The sequence below is a fragment of the Paenibacillus sp. KS1 genome, from assembly GCF_001680695.1.
In the GTDB taxonomy this organism is placed as follows: Bacteria; Bacillota; Bacilli; order Paenibacillales; family Paenibacillaceae; genus Paenibacillus_B; species Paenibacillus_B suaedae.
This window is the reverse complement of sequence record NZ_MAIS01000005.1, coordinates 35301-54721: the sequence shown is the minus strand read 5'-3', so window position 1 is coordinate 54721 and position 19421 is coordinate 35301. Positions and strand designations below refer to the sequence as shown.

Here is a 19421-nt window from a genome sequence, read left to right as displayed (position 1 = left end):
TGATAAATGGTATAGACAAATCGGCCAATCGCAGTTGTATGAAATTATTGTTAATCTCCGCGGAAAGCACGCTTCATCCGATCAAAGAACGATTCTTCATTCCCGCCGTAGTTCGGATGTTCGCCACTCTTCTCCGCGAATTGGCGAAGCAGCTCCTTCTGCTCGTCAGACAGCTTCGTCGGTGTCACGATAACAACCTTCACATGCTGATCGCCTTGACCGGAACCGCGCAGGCGTGGAACCCCTTTGTTACGCAGGCGGAAGAACGTGCCCGTCTGTGTACCAGCCGGTATTTTCAGCTTCACCTTCTCCGTCAGCGTCGGAATTTCAATTTCGTCGCCAAGCGCTGCTTGCGCGAACGTAAGCGGAATCTCGCAATAGATATCGTCCCCGTCACGCTCGAAGAACTCGTGGCGTTTCACACGGATTACGATATACAGATCCCCACTCGGCCCGCCGCGAAGTCCACTTTCCCCTTCGCCGCTCATGCGCAGCTGTGCGCCATCATCGACACCCGCAGGAATGCGGACATGAATTTTGCGCTGCTTCTTCACAGTACCTGCACCGTGACAAGTTCCACACTTCTCACGAATAATTTTGCCTCGGCCTTGACATGTCGAACATGCACGACGGTTGACCATGCGGCCAAACGGCGTATTCTGCACGACTTCTTGCTGTCCTGTTCCGTGGCAAGTCGTACATGCATCTGGCTTCGTTCCCGGCTTCGCTCCAGAACCATAGCATGTGTCGCATTGCTCGGTACGCGGGATGGTAATGTCCATCTCTTTGCCAAATACAGCTTCCTTGAATTCGATCGTCATCGTGTACTGCAAATCTCCGCCACGCTGAGGCGCGTTCGGATCCTTGCTGCGGCCACCGCCGCCGAAGAACATATCGAAGATATCGCCAAATCCGCCGAAGTCGCCTCCGCCGCCACCCATACCTTGGTTCGGATCGACATGACCGTATTGGTCATACATCGCCCGTTTTTGATTGTCACTTAGCACATCGTACGCTTCTTTGACTTCCTTGAACTTGTCTTCTGCGTCCGCGGCCTTGTTGACATCCGGGTGATATTGGCGTGCGAGCTTGCGATACGCCTTCTTAATCTCGTCGTCGCCAGAACCTTTGGCAACGCCAAGCACTTCATAATAATCTCGTTTCGCCACTATTCCACCCCCATACGCTTTCGTAGCATACCTCTATAGAAGACTATACGAATTCACTGCAAAAGGAAAGTCAAAGCCGAGTGCTCCCGGCTTTGACCTCACCATCGAAAAGCTTATTTCTTGTCTTCGTCTACGACTTCATAATCAGCATCAACGACGTTGTCTTTCTTCGCTGCGCCTTGCTCTGGCTCTTGGCCTTGTGCTGCTTGCTGAGCTTGAGCAGCTTGCTCATACAGCTTCACAGACAACTGCTGTACGATTTGCGTCAACTCTTCTGTTGCTGCTTTGATCTCGTCAACGTTGTTGCTTTCGAGTGCTTTTTTCACTTTTTCTTTTGCTTCGTTTGCTTTATCTACTTCAGCCTGGTCAACCTTGTCGCCCAAGTCCTTAATTGTCTTCTCCGTTGTGTATACCAATTGGTCAGCGCTGTTCTTCACTTCGACCATTTCTTTGCGCTTGTTGTCTTCTTCCGCATGCATTTCTGCTTCCTTCATCATGCGGTCGATTTCCTCATCGTTCAAGCCGCTGGAGGAAGTAATTGTGATGTTTTGAGTCTTACCAGTACCTTTGTCTTGTGCAGATACTTTTACGATACCATTCGCATCGATATCGAAGCTAACTTCGATTTGTGGCACTCCGCGTGGAGCTGGTGGGATATCCGCCAGCATAAAGCGGCCAAGTGTCTTGTTGTCAGCAGCCATGGAGCGCTCACCTTGAAGCACATGGATTTCTACGCTCGTTTGGTTGTCTGCATAAGTCGAGAACACTTGCGACTTGCTTGTAGGAATCGTAGTGTTGCGCTCGATCATCTTCGTGAATACGCCGCCTGCTGTTTCGATACCGAGGGACAACGGTGTTACGTCGAGCAATACAACGTCCTTCACGTCGCCAGTCAATACGCCAGCTTGAACCGCTGCACCAAGTGCAACCACTTCATCCGGGTTAACGCCTTTGTGAGGCTCTTTGCCTGTAAGCTTCTTGATTGCTTCTTGTACTGCTGGGATACGAGTAGAACCGCCGACAAGAACGATCTTGTCGATGTCAGCAGGAGTCATGCCTGCATCTTGCATCGCTTGGCGAGTTGGGCCAAGTGTACGCTCAACCAAGTTCTCAGACAATTCTTCGAACTTCGCACGAGTCAAGTTTACTTCCAAGTGCTGAGGCACTCCATCAACAACCGTGATGAACGGCAAGCTGATTGTTGTTGTCATTACGCCGGACAATTCTTTTTTCGCTTTTTCAGCAGCATCTTTCAAGCGTTGCACAGCTGCTTTGTCTTTAGCCAAGTCAATGCCATGCTCTTTCTTGAATTCTGCAGCCAAGTAATCGATGATCACTTGGTCGAAGTCGTCGCCGCCCAATTGGTTGTCGCCGCTTGTCGCTTTAACTTCGAAGAAGCCGTCGCCGAGCTCAAGGATCGATACGTCGAATGTACCGCCGCCCAAGTCGTATACGAGGATCGTTTGATCGTTTTCTTTGTCTGCGCCGTAAGCAAGTGCTGCCGCTGTAGGCTCGTTGACGATACGGAGAACTTCAAGACCTGCGATTTTACCAGCGTCCTTCGTTGCTTGACGTTGGGAATCGTTGAAGTATGCAGGAACTGTGATTACGGCTTGAGTAACCGGTTGGCCCAAATAAGCTTCTGCATCGGATTTCAATTTTTGCAAAATGATTGCGGAAAGCTCTTGCGGTGTGAAGTCTTTGCCATCAATTGATGTTTTATGGTTTGTTCCCATATGACGCTTAATGGAGATAACGGTACGATCAGGATTTGTGATCGCTTGACGCTTCGCTGTTTCACCAACAACGCGCTCTCCATCCTTCTTGAAACCTAATACGGAAGGGGTTGTGCGCGCACCTTCTGGGTTCGGGATAACGACAGCTTCGCCGCCTTCCATAACCGCAACGCAAGAGTTTGTTGTACCTAAGTCAATACCAATTACTTTACTCATGAATATATCCTCCTCTAACTAACTTCGATTCTCATTTATCATGAATTTCTTAATGTGATGTGCTCATACATTGGCCGTGTAATCCGGCTTGTACGTTCACGTTATCCGCTAACTTTGACCATTGCCGGACGCAATACTTTGTCCTTCAGCAAGTAGCCCTTCTGCAGTTCTTCAACTACAGTGCCTTCTTCAAATTCATCAGTTTCGACTGTCATTACCGCTTGATGGAATTCTGGATTGAAAGGCTGGCCGACAGCTTCCATCGGCTTCACACCTTCCTGCTCCAGCACTTGGCCCAACTGGCGGAAGATCATGTCTACCCCTTTGATGAATGATTCAGCTTCGCTCGCCGCTTGCTCAGTTGCAAGTGCGCGCTCGAAGTTGTCGAGCACAGGAAGCAGCTCGGTAACGAGCTTCGCAGAAGCATACTTCGCGAGATCTTCCTTCTCCTTCAGTGTGCGGCGGCGGAAGTTATCGAAGTCTGCCTGCGCACGCAAGAAGCGCTGCTGGTATTCCTCTGCTTCTGCTTTTGCTTTGGCAAGCTCAGCATCCTCCACTGCACCTTCGCTCGAAGAAGTATTCCCTTCGCTGGACTCCGCTGTCGCGTTATCAGCAGCAGGAATGTCTTCTGTATGATTATGGGCAGCTTGTGCCGCCTCTTCATTCATCGTTTCAGTTGCGATGTTCTCTTCTTTTTCTGGGTTCAACCCCTTCACCTCCCCTTCGTAGTTCAATACTTTCATCTATAGTTGCATATACATTGTTACCTAGTTTTGGATCAGGCGAGCGTTCTCCAATCAGGATTGTGCTCTCATCTTAATTACCGTATGGATGCGAAGCACCGCTGCGGCTACTTCTCCTGCCGCGCGCAATGCATGCAGCTTCACGGCTGCCGGGTCATAAATGCCTGCCTGTGCATAATCGAGCAATGCTCCTGAATCGCAGTCAATGCCGATTGCATCATTGTTCGAGGCAAGCTGCGCAGCGCGCGCCTCCTCCAGCTTCTCAAGCGGATTGAATCCGGCATTGAGCACGATCTGTGCCATCGGCTTGCGCAGTGCCTGTGCGACGGCAGCGATGCCGAATGCCTCCATGCCGCGCACACTCTCGCGGTAGCGCTCCAGCCGATAGGCGAGCGCTACCTCTGTCGTGCCTCCGCCAGGAAGCACGCCGCCTTGAATGGCGGCCTGCAGCGCGGAGGCGGCATCTTGGGCGATGCGTACTCGCTCGCCCACCACCTCGCGCGTGCTTGCGCCGACGATGAGCGTCACCTGCGGGCGCTGCGGCGCCGAAGCTGGATCCGGGACGGAGCCGGCTTCGGCGTTCCGGGCTGTGTGGCCTGGCGGTGCCGGGGCATACAGCCGTACGCGCTCCAGGCGCTCATCGTAGCGAGCGCAGGCGGTGCGCCCGAGCAGCGGCTCCAGCTCGCTGCGCTGCTTCGCAAGCGCTGTGCGCTTCAGCGGCTTGGCACCGCTTAGCCGGCAGACGCGCATAATATCCTCGCGGCTTACGCGCTGCACGACCATCATATCGTGATCCAGACAATATTGTTCCGCATCGGGATGAATGCCGCGCTCCAGCACGATAAATCCTACACCAAGCTCGTGCAGTTGTTCGAGCATATGCATGAAACGAGCCTGTTCCGCCATATACTGCTGGAAGCCAGCTTCCGTCGTCAGCAGCTGCTCATCAAGCGCCACTGGCTCCAAGCTGTCCTGCAATACGAGTACCCGGCAGTTCAATCGCTCTGGCAGCCAATCCCGCTGCAGCGGCTTCTGCTTGAGCATTACACCGTGGAACCATTCATTCTCTGCCTTCTCATGCGCGACAATACTGTCTGCATACCGATAATTCGTTTGTCCTAGCTGTTCCCAGCCTACCGCCTGTCCGGCTTCAAGCACGAGCTGCACAATATCCTTTTGCTCTCGTCCTGCTATATGTACAGCGCGATGGAGCCGATCATCACTCCATCCGCTGAGCGGCACCGCGCGATGGCGAAGTTCCTCGCATGCGGCTGCAACCCCATGCATAAGTCCTGTAACCACCTTAGCGGCTGGAACACCGCGTGTGACTTGGGCTACTCCCTCTTGTACCAATGCTCCTGCAAGGACGGTAGCCGTAGTCGTGCCATCGCCTACTTCATGCTGCTGTGCACGCGCCACTTGAATGAGCAGCTTGGCAGCCGGGTGGGATACGTCCATCTTCTCTAGAATCGTAACCCCGTCATTCGTAATAATGACCTCGCCGTCACCCCCAACGAGCATGACATCAAGACCCTTGGGACCTAGCGTTCCTTCTACTGCTGCGCACAAGGCACGAACAGCCCCTGCATTATTGAGAAGCGTCGCATAACGCTCATCGGTTTCCTGCACATGTCCGCTTGCTTGAGTCATGACGACGCCTCCTTTACCTTGATTCGTTATTTATTCCAGCGCTGCGGCAGCAACGCAAATTGACTCGTTAAATGATTCATCAAATTGATGACCTTCGCATATTCCATGCGTGTTGGTCCCAATACGCCTATCGTACCCAACGTCTGGCCATCTATCGTATATGTCGCCGTAATCAAGCTGCAATTGGCAATCGCCTCATGTGGATTTTCCTGCCCGATACGGACTTGGATACCGGTGGGCGCACTGCCTACGACCTTGATAAGCGTCGGTGTTTCCTCAAGCAGCTCCCAGATCGTCTTAATCTTATCAACGTCCTTGAACTCAGGCTGCGCCAACATATTGGTTGTTCCGCTCAAGAATACTTCACGATGGTTGTCATCCCCGATGAGCACACTCTCAACCAGTGTCATCAGTTCTTGCACATGAGAGACGTATCTGCCCATCTCATTGCCGACCTCGGTATATAATTGAGAACGAAGCTTATATAATGGAACACCGACGAGCTTCGCGTTGAGCAAGTTCACAACCTGCTCAAGCTCCGACACCGAGATCCCCGGAGGGATCGGTACTGTCTTATTCTCAACATGCCCCGTATTGGTAACAACAATAGCTACTGCAGTATCCTCGTTCAGCGGAAGCAGCTGAAAATGGCGGAAGGAAGCTTCAAATACTTCTGGGCCGAGCGCAATCGACGTATAGTTCGTCATTTGCGACAATATCGAAGCCGTATGCTGCACGATTTCTTCCATTGCCGTTATTTTTTCCGCGAACGCGGATTTCAATCGGCCAACCTCTTCACTCGACAACTTATCCAACTGGACTAAGTTATCAACATAGTAGCGATATCCCTTTTGGGAAGGAATGCGACCTGCAGACGTATGCGGCTGCTCCAAAAAGCCGAGCTCTTCCAGATCGGCCATTTCATTGCGAATGGTCGCCGGACTAAATCCGACATCGCCGCGCTTGGAGATGCTGCGGGAACCCACTGGTTCCGCAAAACGGATATAATCATCAATGATGGCATTCAAAATCATACGTTGTCGTTCCGTCAACATGCGCATTCCCTCCTCGTGAATGTTCTAGCTGTAGTCGTTAGCACTCATCAACGTCGAGTGCTAACCGTTAATACAAAAATACCAAACGGACGAGACCATTGTCAAGTCAGTTCGGTACTTTGGGCGTGCCTATTTTATATGTAGAACCGTATTCAGCAGTATTATGGATTGAATCCATCATGATTGTTGCCAAACCACTATATCTTAAGGACTTTATCTTCAATTAAATGTTGGCTTGAATTCTCTGAATAGTAGTCTAAAAATTAGAGTTTCGTGTTCTTACAATGTTAATGAGGTAAATAAATCTACTAAAAAATCAAAAACAACTACAATAAATTAGAATTCATTATCGCTATTCAATTTGACAAGTTAAAATGATATATCTCATGTGGGGTTACGCTGGGAATGTTATAGCCAATGACTTTGATTACTACAATCACGGTAGAGGCGTGACCCTCAACATCCATTGGCTGCCGATTGTTTATTACGAGGTAACGATTAACTCGTAAGTACAGAGCGTAGGGAGGGAGTTATGGAACTCAGTCAATTTGAAGCGCTTTTAACCACTGTTTCTTTCCTCACTCTATACATTTTAATATTCGTTTTAGCTATACAAGAAAAAGATAAAGCAATGAACGGCGAACCTGATAATGCTCCTCTTACGGTAGACAGGTGACACAATAAAACCTGCTACTGTAAGGGGAACTTTTTCATGCTCAATAAAAATTATAGTGCTCCAGAAAACTCACTATCCTCGATGAAATCGAAAGTGGAGAATTCGGGCGTTATGGCTGCAGCTAAGAAATACGGTATCAACAACAAAAAAAGACTTTGTGAAAATGACGACGGCGTTACCTAATTCTCAATCTTCATTATAAATCAGTTGACTCCTATGTATTAGGGCTTTCTCAGGCGTACATCCATTTTTACATTACGAACGATTACAAGCAAAGTTAAACGGTCTCAGTCCGATGGAACTCAGGATCAAGACCGCTTAATTAGTTCTTATTTTTTTGTACTGTCTACTTGACGGGGTCAGTCCTTTTGTACCTGATTTAGGGTCTCTAATATAACCACTTCCGGATCTTCACCAATTCAATCCAGCACCTTCATCACTGCGATCTCATCACAGCAATGGAGCTTGCTGCAATGAATGCAATCCGTCCATACCTTCTCTGGGAAGATCTCTTTTTCTACAATATCAAAGCCATTTTTCTGAAAGAACTTCGATTCATAGGTTAAGGCCATAACTTTGGGGATAGCTCGCGCCTTTGCTTCTATTAGCAGTTCATCCACTAGCATTGTTCCGATGCCTCTCCCTTTAAAATCAGGCGATATGCCCAATGAGCGAATTTCAACCAAGTCTGCTCCAAGCTGGCAGAGCGAGCCGCAGCCAATTAGCTCCCCTCCCCATTCGGCAACGACAAAATGCTCAATCTGCTTCGCCAGTACCTCTCTGGAACGAGGAAGCATAATTCCTTGCTGTGCATAAAATTGAATAAGCTCTGCCAGTGATTCAATATCGTTCTCATCTGCCTTGCGAATCGTTGCTACCATAAGTATAGTCCCTCCAACCCAATCTCTATATATGGATGTACATCTCTGTTCGACTCCAAAATATGTACGTATTAATATACAACCAACTGCATATATTATCAAGACTATTTTTACCTGCTTCTTCCTTATGTGTAACCGCCATATTAGCGACTTCAAGCAACATAATGTCCATTACTCTTTATGTAAAATACGTAAACGAAGAGAGGCCTGAGCAGATTCTAGATGATACCTCTACAGACATAGCTACTATTACAGGCAGGCACCATATCGGAATTATTCCTTCTCTTTTTACAACAAATAAAAAAAACGAGCAAGAGAAACAAATCCATGTTCTCAAGCTCGTTTTATCTATCATTGTATCTATTACTGTACCTACTACAACAGTACATAACCAATTGTGATACCGTTGCCCGTTTAGAGACCAGCCATCCTTATCGTCGCACTGTTATTCTTTCGCAGTGAGTGTACCTACAAACTCTCCGAACACATTATTGCCAAACAGCAGTCCTTGCTCCGTCAAACGGTATCCGTCATCTGTAGCTTCGATTAACCCCTGTTTCAACAGTCGGCGAATCGGATCAGAGAATACTTTATCCAGCAGCGCCCCATTGAACTGCGTCGCGAAGCGTGTGCTGCTCACACCCTCCAGCAAGCGAAGACCAACCATCATGAAGTCCTCCATCGCTTCACTCTCTTCAATGGTGAACGAATCGAGTCTCGGCAAGCTCTGCTTGCAGGCCTCCACATAGGGATTAACGCCTTTAATGTTCAGATGGCGTCCCCGATTCACATAACCATGCGCACCTGCGCCAATGCCATAGTAATCCTCATTGCGCCAGTAGACGGTGTTATGACGGCTCTCATAGCCAGGCTTCGCAAAATTGCTGATCTCATATTGCTCATATCCAGCTGCCTTCATCCGATCCATAATGAGCATATACATATCCAGCTCATCCTCTTCGCTAGGCAGCGGAAGCTCATTGCGATGGTACATGGCATGGAACAAAGTGTTCTCTTCTACCTTCAGGCTGTATATCGACAAATGAGGCAAATTCAGCTCCAATGCCTTCGTCACACTATGATCGAGCATTTCGACCGTCTGATTCGGCAAGCCGAACATCAAGTCGATGGACATATTGCTGAAGCCCGCCTTATGCGCATTCTCAATACTGCGATACACATCATCCGTATTATGAATGCGGCCAATGCCATGAAGAAGGTCGTTATTAAACGACTGAACCCCGAAGCTGATCCGGTTCACTCCTCCGTCTCCCATCGCCCGTAGCTTGTCTAAATCCGTCGTACCCGGGTTCGATTCCATGCTGAACTCAATCGAGGGACTCCAGTTCGGAAATGCCTTACGAACGGATTCCAAGAAGTAAGACATTTGATCTGGCGTCAAGACCGTTGGGGTACCGCCGCCTACAAATATCGTATCAATGACGCCTGGAGGATACTGCTCCACTGTATATGCCATCTCCTGCTCCATCGCCCGCAAATAATCCATAACAGGCTGTCCTTTCAGTACGTAGGAGTTAAAGTCACAGTAATGGCATTTGTTCGTACAAAATGGAATATGAATATATACCGCGCGTGGAGCACGTGCCGGTATTGATGCTTGCTCTGGTGAAGGTTGATTCGCCGGCATGGCGAGACCCTCCTTTCATGGCTGTATGACACCAGCCTATCTATAATAATGATCTTTCTAAAAAAGAGGAGGCGTTCCGCCCCCTCCCCCGAATTAATTATCGTCGATTTTCAATACGGCCATGAACGCTTCCTGCGGCACCTCAACGCTGCCGACCTGCTTCATGCGCTTCTTCCCTTCCTTCTGCTTCTCAAGAAGCTTCCGCTTACGGGAAATATCGCCGCCGTAACATTTCGCGAGAACATTTTTACGCATTGCCTTAACCGTTTCACGCGCAATAATCTTCGTTCCGATAGACGCCTGCACTGGTACCTCGAACATTTGACGCGGAATCAGTCCACGCAGTTTCTCACAGATGAGTTTACCACGATGGTAGGCACGATCCTTGTGCACGATAACAGACAGCGCATCGACTTGCTCGTTGTTAAGCATGATGTCCATCTTCACAAGATTAGACCTGCGGTAACCGGACAATTCATAGTCGAAGGATGCATATCCTTTTGTGCTTGATTTCAATTGATCGAAGAAGTCATATACGATCTCCGACAATGGAATTTGATACGTAATCGTTACCCGAGTCGTATCCAGATACTGCATATCCACGAAATCACCGCGTTTGCCTTGGCACAGTTCCATAATCGCTCCGACGAAATCGTTAGGAACGATAATAGATGCTTTGACATAAGGCTCTTCTACAAAATCGATCTTGCCCTGCTCTGGATAATTCGACGGGTTATCGATGTCTAGAGAAGTGCCATTCGTCAACGTAACGCGATAGATAACGCTTGGTGCTGTCGTAATGAGCGGAATATTGAATTCACGCTCAATTCTCTCCTGGATGATCTCCATATGCAGAAGACCAAGGAAGCCACAGCGGAAACCAAAGCCAAGCGCTGAGGAAGTTTCCGGTTCGAATGTAAGAGACGCATCATTCAATTGCAGCTTCTCCAACGCATCCCGCAGATCGTTATAATCCGATGTTTCGATCGGATACAAGCCGCAGAATACCATTGGATTGATCCGACGGTAACCTGGAAGCGGCTCCAGAGTCGGCTTCTTCGCATCCGTGATCGTATCACCGACACGAGTATCCCCTACATTTTTAATACCGGCTACAACAAAGCCAACATCGCCAACATTAAGTTCATCGACAATTGACATGCGCGGCTTGAACGCACCAACCTCGATAACTTCAAATGTCTTATCCGTTGCCATCATTTTAATTTTGCTGCCCGCGCGAATTGCACCGTCGATAACGCGAACGTACACGATTACGCCTTTATACGGGTCATAATGGGAGTCGAAGATAAGCGCCTTAAGCGGCTCTTCTGGATCCCCTGTTGGAGCAGGCACCTTCTGCACCACTTGCTCCAAAATTTCCTTAATTCCGATACCTGCTTTGGCAGAAGCATGAACCGCCTCAGAGCAATCCAGACCGATAACTTCTTCGATCTCCTGCTTCACACGGTCAGGCTCTGCACTTGGAAGGTCAATCTTATTAATAACCGGGATGATCTCCAGGTCATTATCTAGCGCCAAATATACGTTCGCCAGCGTCTGAGCCTCAATCCCTTGCGCAGCGTCTACAACGAGCAAGGCGCCTTCACAAGCAGCCAAGCTGCGAGATACTTCGTACGTGAAGTCGACGTGTCCCGGTGTATCAATCAGGTTCAGGATATACTCTTCACCGTCATCTGCTGTGTAGTTCAAGCGCACAGCCTGCAATTTAATGGTAATCCCACGCTCACGCTCCAGATCCATTTGATCGAGTACTTGAGCTTGCATTTCACGGGACGTTAACGCCCCGGTATATTCTAATATCCGGTCGGCGAGTGTTGATTTACCATGGTCAATATGTGCTATGATGCAAAAATTCCGAATTTTCTTTTGTCGTGACAGCAATTCCGTCATTCGATTTCAATACCCCCACCACTATGCCAAGATTCAATTTATTTATTATACCGGAATGACCCTCTAACAGCAATGGGGGCATGCAATCCTCTCATCCTGGTAACCTTTGAGGCACACAAATGTCGCTTAGAATAGTCCATTGAACAAGCCAACAACCGCTTGAATACCAGCTTGCGATGCACGCTGCAGCATACCTGCCGTCTTGTCCGCCAATTGATTCACAGCAGCATCTTTTACTGGAGGAAGAGGCGCTACATTCGTATTGTTGATATCAATTTCATGATTATTCGCCGTATTACGCTCGGTATCTGCTGATGTATTACGATACTCTTCTATAGGAATGGATTCATTAACTGTCAAACGCGAGTTGTCTTTAGCGGCAGCGTCTTCGTTCATTCGGCGGTTATCCGTCGGCAGATTGTCTCGATTCGAATTAGCCCTGGAATATCGTTCAGTCGACTCTGGGGCGCTTGTTATGCGGGATGGATTGATCGGGCCATATATGCGCTCAATCCCCGAAGTAGTGATTTCCATGCCGATAAATACACCAAGCGTTAGCAATACCACGATGCCGATCAGTTGTTTCATAAACCGTGTCATGCAAGCGCCCCCCCTTGGGTTATCCCTTCGTCCCCACAGATTTCGACTGCGTTTTACCCATCACTGTTTTGCCGACATTTTTCCCGTTCGTTGGATTTGGAATTGGCTTATTGACTGGTTTGGCATCCTTTTTCTTCTGGACAATGTCTGCGATATAATCAGCTAATATGTCAGCAGTACGGTATAATTCCTCCATTGTGTTATCCACACCGCCAACTTCAATAACGACACTATTTGGTGAAAGCGATTGATTATACTCTCCATTGCCTTGTAATGCAGTCTTGCCGAATATTCCCCGGGAAATCCCTGGGTAGTTCTTCTCGAGACGTTCATGGATCTCATTCGCAAACTGCTCATTCTTCTTCCAATTTGGATTTAAGTGTCCGATTATAAAATAAACCCTTGCATAATCCTTCCCATTAATGGTTACAGTGGATTCCTTGCGTCTATTCGAATCCCGATGAATGTCGAAGAAAAATTGCAGTTCCTGATTCGCGCTCATTGCCTGCTTCACCGTCTGCTTCGAATACTTATAGGACATGTTCCAGTTGTAGCCCTCTACACTTGAAGAATAGTCTTTGTTAGAATGGGAAGCTCCAATTCCTCTCTTCTCCAGTTGCTCCTGCAGACGCTTGCCAACAAGCGTAATATTCTTCTTGGGATCATTCGGATTGCTGCTTTCTTTTTTTAACAAAGGATTGAAGGATTCACGGTTATGAGAATGATAGATGAACACAACCTTGCGTAAATTCGAGTTCCCTTCTGTTTGCGTGGGAGTTTTACCTTTATCAGTCCCTGGTTTTGCTGGTGGATCAGTGGACTTAGGCGGCTCTTCTGTTCCATTATCGTTCTCGTCTATAACTTCACCATGCGTCACATCTTGTGGAGGCTCTCCGCCATGCTCACCCTGTGCATTCCCACCTTTGTCTAAAGACGTTGGATAATCCTGCGGTTCGATGCCTGTCTGATTGCCAATACTTAGACGAAGTGGAATTGCGGCATCTCTATTAATCCCTGGCACTTCACCAGCTAGCAGCGTTTTTGGGTCAAGCGGATTCACGTTCGTTGCAAGTCTTACAAGGAACTGAGCCACTTGATTGCGTGTAAGTGTGGCCTCCCCCTCCCCTTGTGGAAGACTCGGCATCTCCAAGGCCATCATGTCTACGAAGAATCGTGTCGAGAGTTGTGCTGCAACACCCTTCATAGAAGACAATGGAGAGGAATTCAGCTTATTCTCCGCCATCCCTCCTAGACCCAATACGATAAAAAACATGGCCGTTCCGATAGACAACAATGCAAACGTCCGCCCCATGACAAGCGCCTGCAGCCATTTCCGCTTCCACTTTCCTACATTAAATGTCCGAAACATGTGCTGTCCTCCTTCATCCGTATTCCCTCTCAGCTCAGCTAAGGATGATTCATCTAAGAGAGTACGTTTACTAGAATCTATGAGGACAATCTATGAAATAGAACAATTAATAAATGTAAAATAAGCAACATAAGCACTATAACAATAGACTCTATGAGTCTACCGAAGCTGGGAAGGTGAAAATGATAGATGTTCCCTCGCCAAGTATGCTTCTGGCTATCACAGTACCCCCATGCAATTCTGCCAATTGTTTAGCAATCGCCATCCCCAATCCCGACCCGCGTACAGATTCATCCGTAGAAGTCCCTCGATAATAACGATTGAAAAGGTTTGATAAAGTCTGCTCGTCCATCCCATTCCCATCATCACTGAACATTACCTCTAGTTCTTGCTCCTTACGGGTTACCTGTACATGCAGCTTCGTCTCCGGCGGATTATGCAAGAAGACATTCGCACATACATTATCGATCATTCTCCGGAAATAACGCGGATCTAGCGAGAACAGAACCTCTTCTTCTGGCATCGAACAGACGATACGTTCGGTCGCATTTTCGGGCAGCGGCTGCAAATGTCTCAATTCTTCTCGGAGCCAATCCCGCAAATCCACGATTTCCAACTGCAAGGGGAGACTCCCGCTTTGAAGTCGATAGGTTAAATTCAGCTCTTGAATGAGCTCATCCATTACCTCTGCCTTCTGTTTCATCATATTTGCGAATTCGGCGATTTCTTGCTCTGACCATCTATATTGAGGAGCGTTTAAGAGATGCGCATATCCTATAATGGATGCAAGCGGTGTTTTCATATCATGCGAGATGCCCGCGAGCCATTCTTCCCTCAGTCTCTCATTCCCCTTCCGCGCTTCATCCGCTTCCTGCAAACGCTGAGCCATGCGTTCTAACGCATGAATCACATCCCCGTAAATCCGATAGTTCCGTTTCCATTTACCATTGGATTTCTGCGAACGAGGGATTCCACGCGCGTTTACTGGCTCCTTGTATTTCCCGATCTGAATCTGCCCCGTCCAATTCATAATATGCTGGAGCGGTCTAGCAAGCCGGGCGCTCTGCCACCATGCCATTCCAATAAAGACAAGCACCATTAGTACAATGACAGCCGATACGGCTATCCAAATTAATTGGGTGCTGCTGTTCACTGTGATCCCTGCGACACGGATCGATGACTCCGATGAAATATGAGGGCGGTACAGCAGCCATGTTTCCTTCGTCCCCGGTTCATAGCGGTAGGATAGATTCCAGCCATATCGTTCAGGATACGCATTACGAAGACTAATATCGTATGCGGCATACTGTGAGATCCCTTCTTTTGGCTTGCGCCATGATTGCAGTTCTCTACCATTCGCATTAATATGCTGAACCCAGGCTTTTTCTTCAAGCAGCATCTTGTCAGCCTCTGCAAAAGCCTGCTCCGTCCCCTTCGCTCTGGCAGCCAGCCATCGTTCGAGCAATATATCTTTGGAGGAATCGACACCAAATAATACGGTGATCGTATGGTTATTAATGCTTGTTACATAGACGCCTACATGATAAGGGAAAGGAACTTTTTTCTCCGAGTAGGCAGTAATCTCCCCAGTCGCATAACGATCCGGAACATCTGGTGGTACATGATATGACTTGATTACGTCTCCCTTCTCATTTACAATTTGAAGCCATCCTCCGCTAGTGTTGACGCGTTTGAGCAATTCATCATCCCATGCAACCCTACCTTCATCATCTATTGAGATAGAGTTCGAGATGAACCCCCACCCATTTCGCATAAAATTACGATTAAGTTCAAGCTCGTTCATCCGATCGACCATCCAGCCGAAGGTAATCAACACGAAGAATAGCAAAATTGCCCCAATCAATATCCATTGACCACCATAATGCCACGCCAACCGCTTCCCCGTCTTCATCTGTTGTCTCCCTGCGCGTATATTGGCTCAGATTGATCGGCCTCTTCCTTCTCAGGTGGGACAAGCTTGTATCCTAGTCCTCGAACCGTGACCAGCAGACGCGGATTGCTCGGTTGGTCCTCAATTCGCTCCCGTATTCGGTGAATGTGAACCATGACCGTGTTATCATCGCTGAGCGAATTATACCCCCATACTCGCTCATACAATTCAGATTTCGAGAAAATCCGATTCGGGTGTTCGCAAAAGAACAACAGCAATTGAAATACCATTGCCGGACACTCCGTAACTTTCCCCCGAACACGAAGCTCTCCTGCAGCCGCATCAAGCTGGAAGTCACCATAGCGGTATATCCGCTTCACCTCCGGGAAAGAAGTAGCAGTTGAAGGCTCTGGCTTCCCCTTATTCGTCATATAACGCTTCAACAATGCTTTGGCTCGCGCAGCCAATTCCAATGGATTAAACGGCTTCGTAACGTAATCATCTCCACCTAGTGCAAAGCCAGTTAGCTTATCTAAATCCGTCGTTCTCGCTGTCACAAAAATAATTGGGGCATCACATTTCTGGCGAATAAAAGGAGCGATATCAAAACCGCTCTTCCCCGGCAGCATCACATCCAATATAATTAAATCCATTTGTGAATTATCGATACAACGGATTGCCTCTTCCCCCGTCGAGACACAAGTTATGTATTCCATGCCTTCCTTTTGCAGCACTGCTTGAACCATCTTGCTCAGCGCGAGTTCATCCTCAACGATGAGAATTCGTGCCTCTTGCAAATTCATATCCCCATCTCCCATTCACTGTGAGATTTATATTTCTATCCTACTTTTGTGCCCATTGTATCACACCGATCTGTCCCCTTTATCACCGCTTTCTTAACGCAACCTTAACTCTATTGGCAGAATGGCTTCAAAATTAAGAAACATATGATCTTCCGTTTTCCTTCTGTTCAGCTTCGCATTTTACAATAGCAATAAAAGGCGAGCTTTATTTTATTAAAATAGGGAGGATGAAAACGATGAGAGCACCCCAACGAAAAGTTGCTTTACTGACCGCCTGCATCGCAACGAGCCTGATTGTAGCATTGCCTGCACAAGCTGAACAAAAAACAGGAGGCACAGCCGAGATTGAGAAGTCCGTAACTGGACAGATCGTATCCGTACAACCAGAAACAGCTAATAAACTAACAGCTGAACTGGTCTCAAAATGGATCCAAGAACGAAACGGCTCGCAATTGTACCGCTATTTGTCCAAGGAACTGAAAGAAGCAATACCGGAAGGCTATCTTCCGAAGCTGATTCAAGCACTATGGAAAGAGGGCGAGCGTCCTACCCTTGTCGCCCACAAGAGCTTCAGTGGTATTGAATCCTATGTATGGACAGATGCAACCGGGCTGCGAGGAGTTCAAACAGGGATAGCGGGCAATCAAATCGTAACATTACAAATGTACCCGCTTCACAAATGGGAATCTGATCTTCATCCAACCAAACAAGCCTATAAGCCACCATTTGTGGGACAATGGTTTGTGCTCTGGGGCGGCAATAATGAGTTCTTAAACTATCATTACGAATCATTGGGACAGCGGTATGCTTATGATCTGATTATGGAGCGTGATGGAGTCAGCTACAAAGGCGATCCGACGAAAAATGAAAGCTACTACGCATTTGGCCAACCAGTCGTAGCTCCGCGAGACGGAACAGTCGTTCGGGTTGAGAACAATGTTGCAGACAATAGTCCTGTTGGCGTCATGAATGAGAAAGAAATGGCGGGGAATTACGTGGTCATTGATCATGGCAACGGGGAATACAGCATGCTTGCTCATTTCAAAAAAGGCAGTGTTGTTGTCAAAAAGGGCGACGTTGTCAAGCAAGGCCAACTGCTAGGAGAGTGCGGCAATTCAGGCAATTCAAGCGAACCGCACATCCATTTCCAAGTATCAGATACACCACAGTTTGAAGAGGGCATGTCGATCCGCATTCGTTTTGAAGGCGGGATTGACCCTGTGTACGGCCAAACGATTACAGGCCAAAGCGGCGTCGCAACGAAGTAAGCACTTACGAATGATCACTTATTCCTTTATATTAGGTAACTTCTATGAAATGAGATATCGTTTCTTCATAGAAAGAGAGTAACTAATAGGATCGTCAGAGAACAAGCGAAAAGATCGAGTGCAGGCACACTGAGCAGGCCAGAACTCGATCTTTTTCGTTATTGTCGTGGCGTTATTCCATTGCATAACCGCGTCATATTTATGGATAACTTAATGCGTATACGCATTCACATTCTCCGTATCGACTGCATCATGCAGTGCAGCATTCAACCCACTCGCAATAATATTCGCCATATCCTCCATGAATTCGTCCACTTCCTTCGGCGTAACGACCAAATCATGGCCTAGCGGCTCCAGTACTTCCTTGACAAGCATTAACCGTTCCTGTTCGTTAATATCGTCCAGCATGCCAAGGATTTCTCTCGTCTGATTCGTTTCCTGCTTGAAATGCTCCTTCATATAATCAATTGCATTATTCACAATCGTGGATGCATAGCAGACAGTTGGCACCCCTATTGCTATACACGGTATGCCAAGAATGTCCTTCGTCAATCCACGTCGCTTATTACCTACACCGGAACCTGGGTGGATACCGATATCTGCAATTTGGATGGTCGTGTTCACTCGCTCGAGCGCCTTGGACGCCAATGCATCTATCGCAATGATGACATCAGGCTTCGTCCGTTCTACAATCCCCTGTACAATTTCGCTTGATTCAATCCCTGTTACTCCAAGTACTCCAGGTGCAACTGCACTTACCTCTCGGTACCCGGGACTTACTTGATCCGGCATAATTTCGAAGTAATGCCGAGTAACAAGTACGTTCTCAACGACAAGAGGGCCAAGCGCATCCGGCGTGACATTCCAGTTGCCTAGACCAACAATGAGCGCCTTGGAGTCTTGATTCACCCCGACCTCTGCCAAAAACCCTTCGAACAACTGTGCGAATTTGGTTGCCACTCGATCCTGCAGCTGACTATCCTTGCGCCGCAAACCCGGTACTTCAATCGTAATATATCGTCCTGGGAGACGGCCAATGGCTCGTGATCCTTCCTCGGTCTGAACATGAATCTTCGTTACTTTAATCCCGCGAACATCCTCCACTTCTTCGGATACCCCAGGTATTGGAATTGCACTGTCCGGCTGAGCAATTTCTCTCGATTCTAATGCTAAGTCGGTTCGAACTGAATAAGATTTCAAATCTGCTGTCATGGTAAACGCCTCCCGCTACGCACATCATTTTCTAACGTATATTTTGCGCACAGACGCATTTCTTATACGAATCATGATGTAAGCTAAAGCCAACCGTGACAGAGCTTTGAACGTTCCTTATCCATCGTTCGTGTATTCCGATACCAACATGGTAAATGTATTGCTTTTTAAGTTGTGGCGTGATAGAATACTTTAAGTTGTGAATCTATTTTTCTTATGAACGAGGGAATTGGATTCTGTTGTCGCACTACGATGCAACGGAGGTGAAATCAATGCCAAACATTAAATCCGCTGTTAAACGCGTTAAAACAAACGACAAGCGCCGTCTGTTGAACGCTTCCCAAAAATCAGCACTTCGCACAGCTGTTAAAGCTGCTGACACTGCTTTGGCGAACAACGAAGCAGAAACAGCTAAATCTGCTGTCGCTTTGGCTTCCAAGAAATTGGACAAAGCAGTGACAAAAGGCTTGGTACACAAAAACGCGGCTGCCCGCAAAAAGTCTCGCTTGGCGACGAAATTGAACGCTCTGCTTGCACAAGCGTAAGCTGGAGCCTTTTCATACTTAGCTAGAAGCGAAGAAACCAGAAGATGA

General features: G+C 47.8%; 17 protein-coding genes. 4 read left to right on the top strand and 13 right to left on the bottom strand.

Going from position 1 to position 19421, the window contains the following annotated elements; all coding sequences use genetic code 11:
- Positions 1-50: 50 nt before the first annotated feature.
- The 5 genes from dnaJ to hrcA form a co-directional block, all read right to left on the bottom strand.
- Entirely contained in the window at positions 51-1172 is a 1122-nt protein-coding gene (gene dnaJ, locus BBG47_RS03045) for a molecular chaperone DnaJ (protein WP_036592446.1), read from the bottom strand.
- Between the two features lie 110 nt (positions 1173-1282).
- A complete protein-coding gene (gene dnaK, locus BBG47_RS03040) occupies positions 1283-3121 on the bottom strand; it encodes a molecular chaperone DnaK (protein ID WP_021256825.1) in 1839 nt (612 codons plus the stop codon).
- 101 nt (positions 3122-3222) lie between these two features.
- Entirely contained in the window at positions 3223-3864 is a 642-nt protein-coding gene (gene grpE / locus BBG47_RS03035) for a nucleotide exchange factor GrpE (RefSeq protein WP_065290474.1), read from the bottom strand.
- A 54-nt stretch (positions 3865-3918) separates the two neighbouring features.
- The gene (locus tag BBG47_RS03030) at positions 3919-5514 is read right to left on the bottom strand and encodes a TCP-1/cpn60 chaperonin family protein (protein ID WP_065290473.1); all 1596 of its coding nucleotides are present in this window, start codon (positions 5512-5514) and stop codon (positions 3919-3921) included.
- A gap of 26 nt (positions 5515-5540) precedes the next feature.
- Positions 5541-6569 (bottom strand): heat-inducible transcriptional repressor HrcA, encoded by a 1029-nt coding sequence (gene hrcA / locus BBG47_RS03025; RefSeq protein ID WP_021256828.1) that lies wholly within the window; start codon positions 6567-6569, stop codon positions 5541-5543.
- A gap of 532 nt (positions 6570-7101) precedes the next feature.
- On the opposite strand from hrcA, the gene BBG47_RS29790 reads away from it, so the two are divergent.
- Positions 7102-7245 carry a hypothetical protein gene (locus BBG47_RS29790; protein WP_161627343.1) on the top strand — a complete coding sequence of 48 codons (144 nt, stop codon included), beginning with the start codon at positions 7102-7104 and terminating at the stop codon, positions 7243-7245.
- Positions 7246-7281: 36 nt separating this feature from the next.
- Complete coding sequence (locus tag BBG47_RS29785; RefSeq protein WP_175400471.1) at positions 7282-7428, top strand: hypothetical protein; 147 nt, start codon at positions 7282-7284, stop codon at positions 7426-7428.
- Positions 7429-7664: 236 nt separating this feature from the next.
- Here the strand turns inward: BBG47_RS29785 and BBG47_RS03020 are convergent, their stop codons facing one another.
- The 7 genes from BBG47_RS03020 to BBG47_RS02990 form a co-directional block, all read right to left on the bottom strand.
- Positions 7665-8126 carry an N-acetyltransferase gene (locus BBG47_RS03020; RefSeq protein WP_065290472.1) on the bottom strand — a complete coding sequence of 154 codons (462 nt, stop codon included), beginning with the start codon at positions 8124-8126 and terminating at the stop codon, positions 7665-7667.
- Between the two features lie 445 nt (positions 8127-8571).
- Positions 8572-9774 (bottom strand): radical SAM family heme chaperone HemW, encoded by a 1203-nt coding sequence (hemW, locus tag BBG47_RS03015; RefSeq protein ID WP_065290471.1) that lies wholly within the window; start codon positions 9772-9774, stop codon positions 8572-8574.
- A 93-nt stretch (positions 9775-9867) separates the two neighbouring features.
- Positions 9868-11685: a translation elongation factor 4 gene (lepA, locus tag BBG47_RS03010; protein WP_021256832.1), complete on the bottom strand. Its 1818-nt coding sequence runs from the start codon at positions 11683-11685 to the stop codon at positions 9868-9870.
- 126 nt (positions 11686-11811) lie between these two features.
- Complete coding sequence (locus BBG47_RS03005; RefSeq protein WP_065290470.1) at positions 11812-12285, bottom strand: DUF3679 domain-containing protein; 474 nt, start codon at positions 12283-12285, stop codon at positions 11812-11814.
- Between the two features lie 19 nt (positions 12286-12304).
- A complete protein-coding gene (locus BBG47_RS03000) occupies positions 12305-13654 on the bottom strand; it encodes a stage II sporulation protein P (protein WP_065290469.1) in 1350 nt (449 codons plus the stop codon).
- A gap of 151 nt (positions 13655-13805) precedes the next feature.
- Positions 13806-15566, bottom strand: coding sequence for a sensor histidine kinase (locus BBG47_RS02995; protein WP_065290468.1), 1761 nt, complete (start codon positions 15564-15566; stop codon positions 13806-13808).
- A complete protein-coding gene (locus tag BBG47_RS02990) occupies positions 15563-16342 on the bottom strand; it encodes a response regulator transcription factor (RefSeq protein ID WP_065290517.1) in 780 nt (259 codons plus the stop codon). The genes BBG47_RS02995 and BBG47_RS02990 overlap by 4 nt, the downstream gene beginning before the upstream one ends.
- Before the next feature lie 242 nt (positions 16343-16584).
- Here BBG47_RS02990 and BBG47_RS02985 point away from each other — a divergent pair, with 242 nt between their 5' ends.
- Entirely contained in the window at positions 16585-17616 is a 1032-nt protein-coding gene (locus BBG47_RS02985; RefSeq protein ID WP_065290467.1) for a M23 family metallopeptidase, read from the top strand.
- Positions 17617-17826: 210 nt separating this feature from the next.
- Here the strand turns inward: BBG47_RS02985 and gpr are convergent, their stop codons facing one another.
- Positions 17827-18828: a GPR endopeptidase gene (gpr, locus tag BBG47_RS02980; RefSeq protein WP_021256838.1), complete on the bottom strand. Its 1002-nt coding sequence runs from the start codon at positions 18826-18828 to the stop codon at positions 17827-17829.
- 272 nt (positions 18829-19100) lie between these two features.
- Between gpr and rpsT the strand changes: the two genes are divergently transcribed.
- The gene (rpsT, locus tag BBG47_RS02975; RefSeq protein WP_021256839.1) at positions 19101-19373 is read left to right on the top strand and encodes a 30S ribosomal protein S20; all 273 of its coding nucleotides are present in this window, start codon (positions 19101-19103) and stop codon (positions 19371-19373) included.
- Positions 19374-19421: the final 48 nt, after the last annotated feature.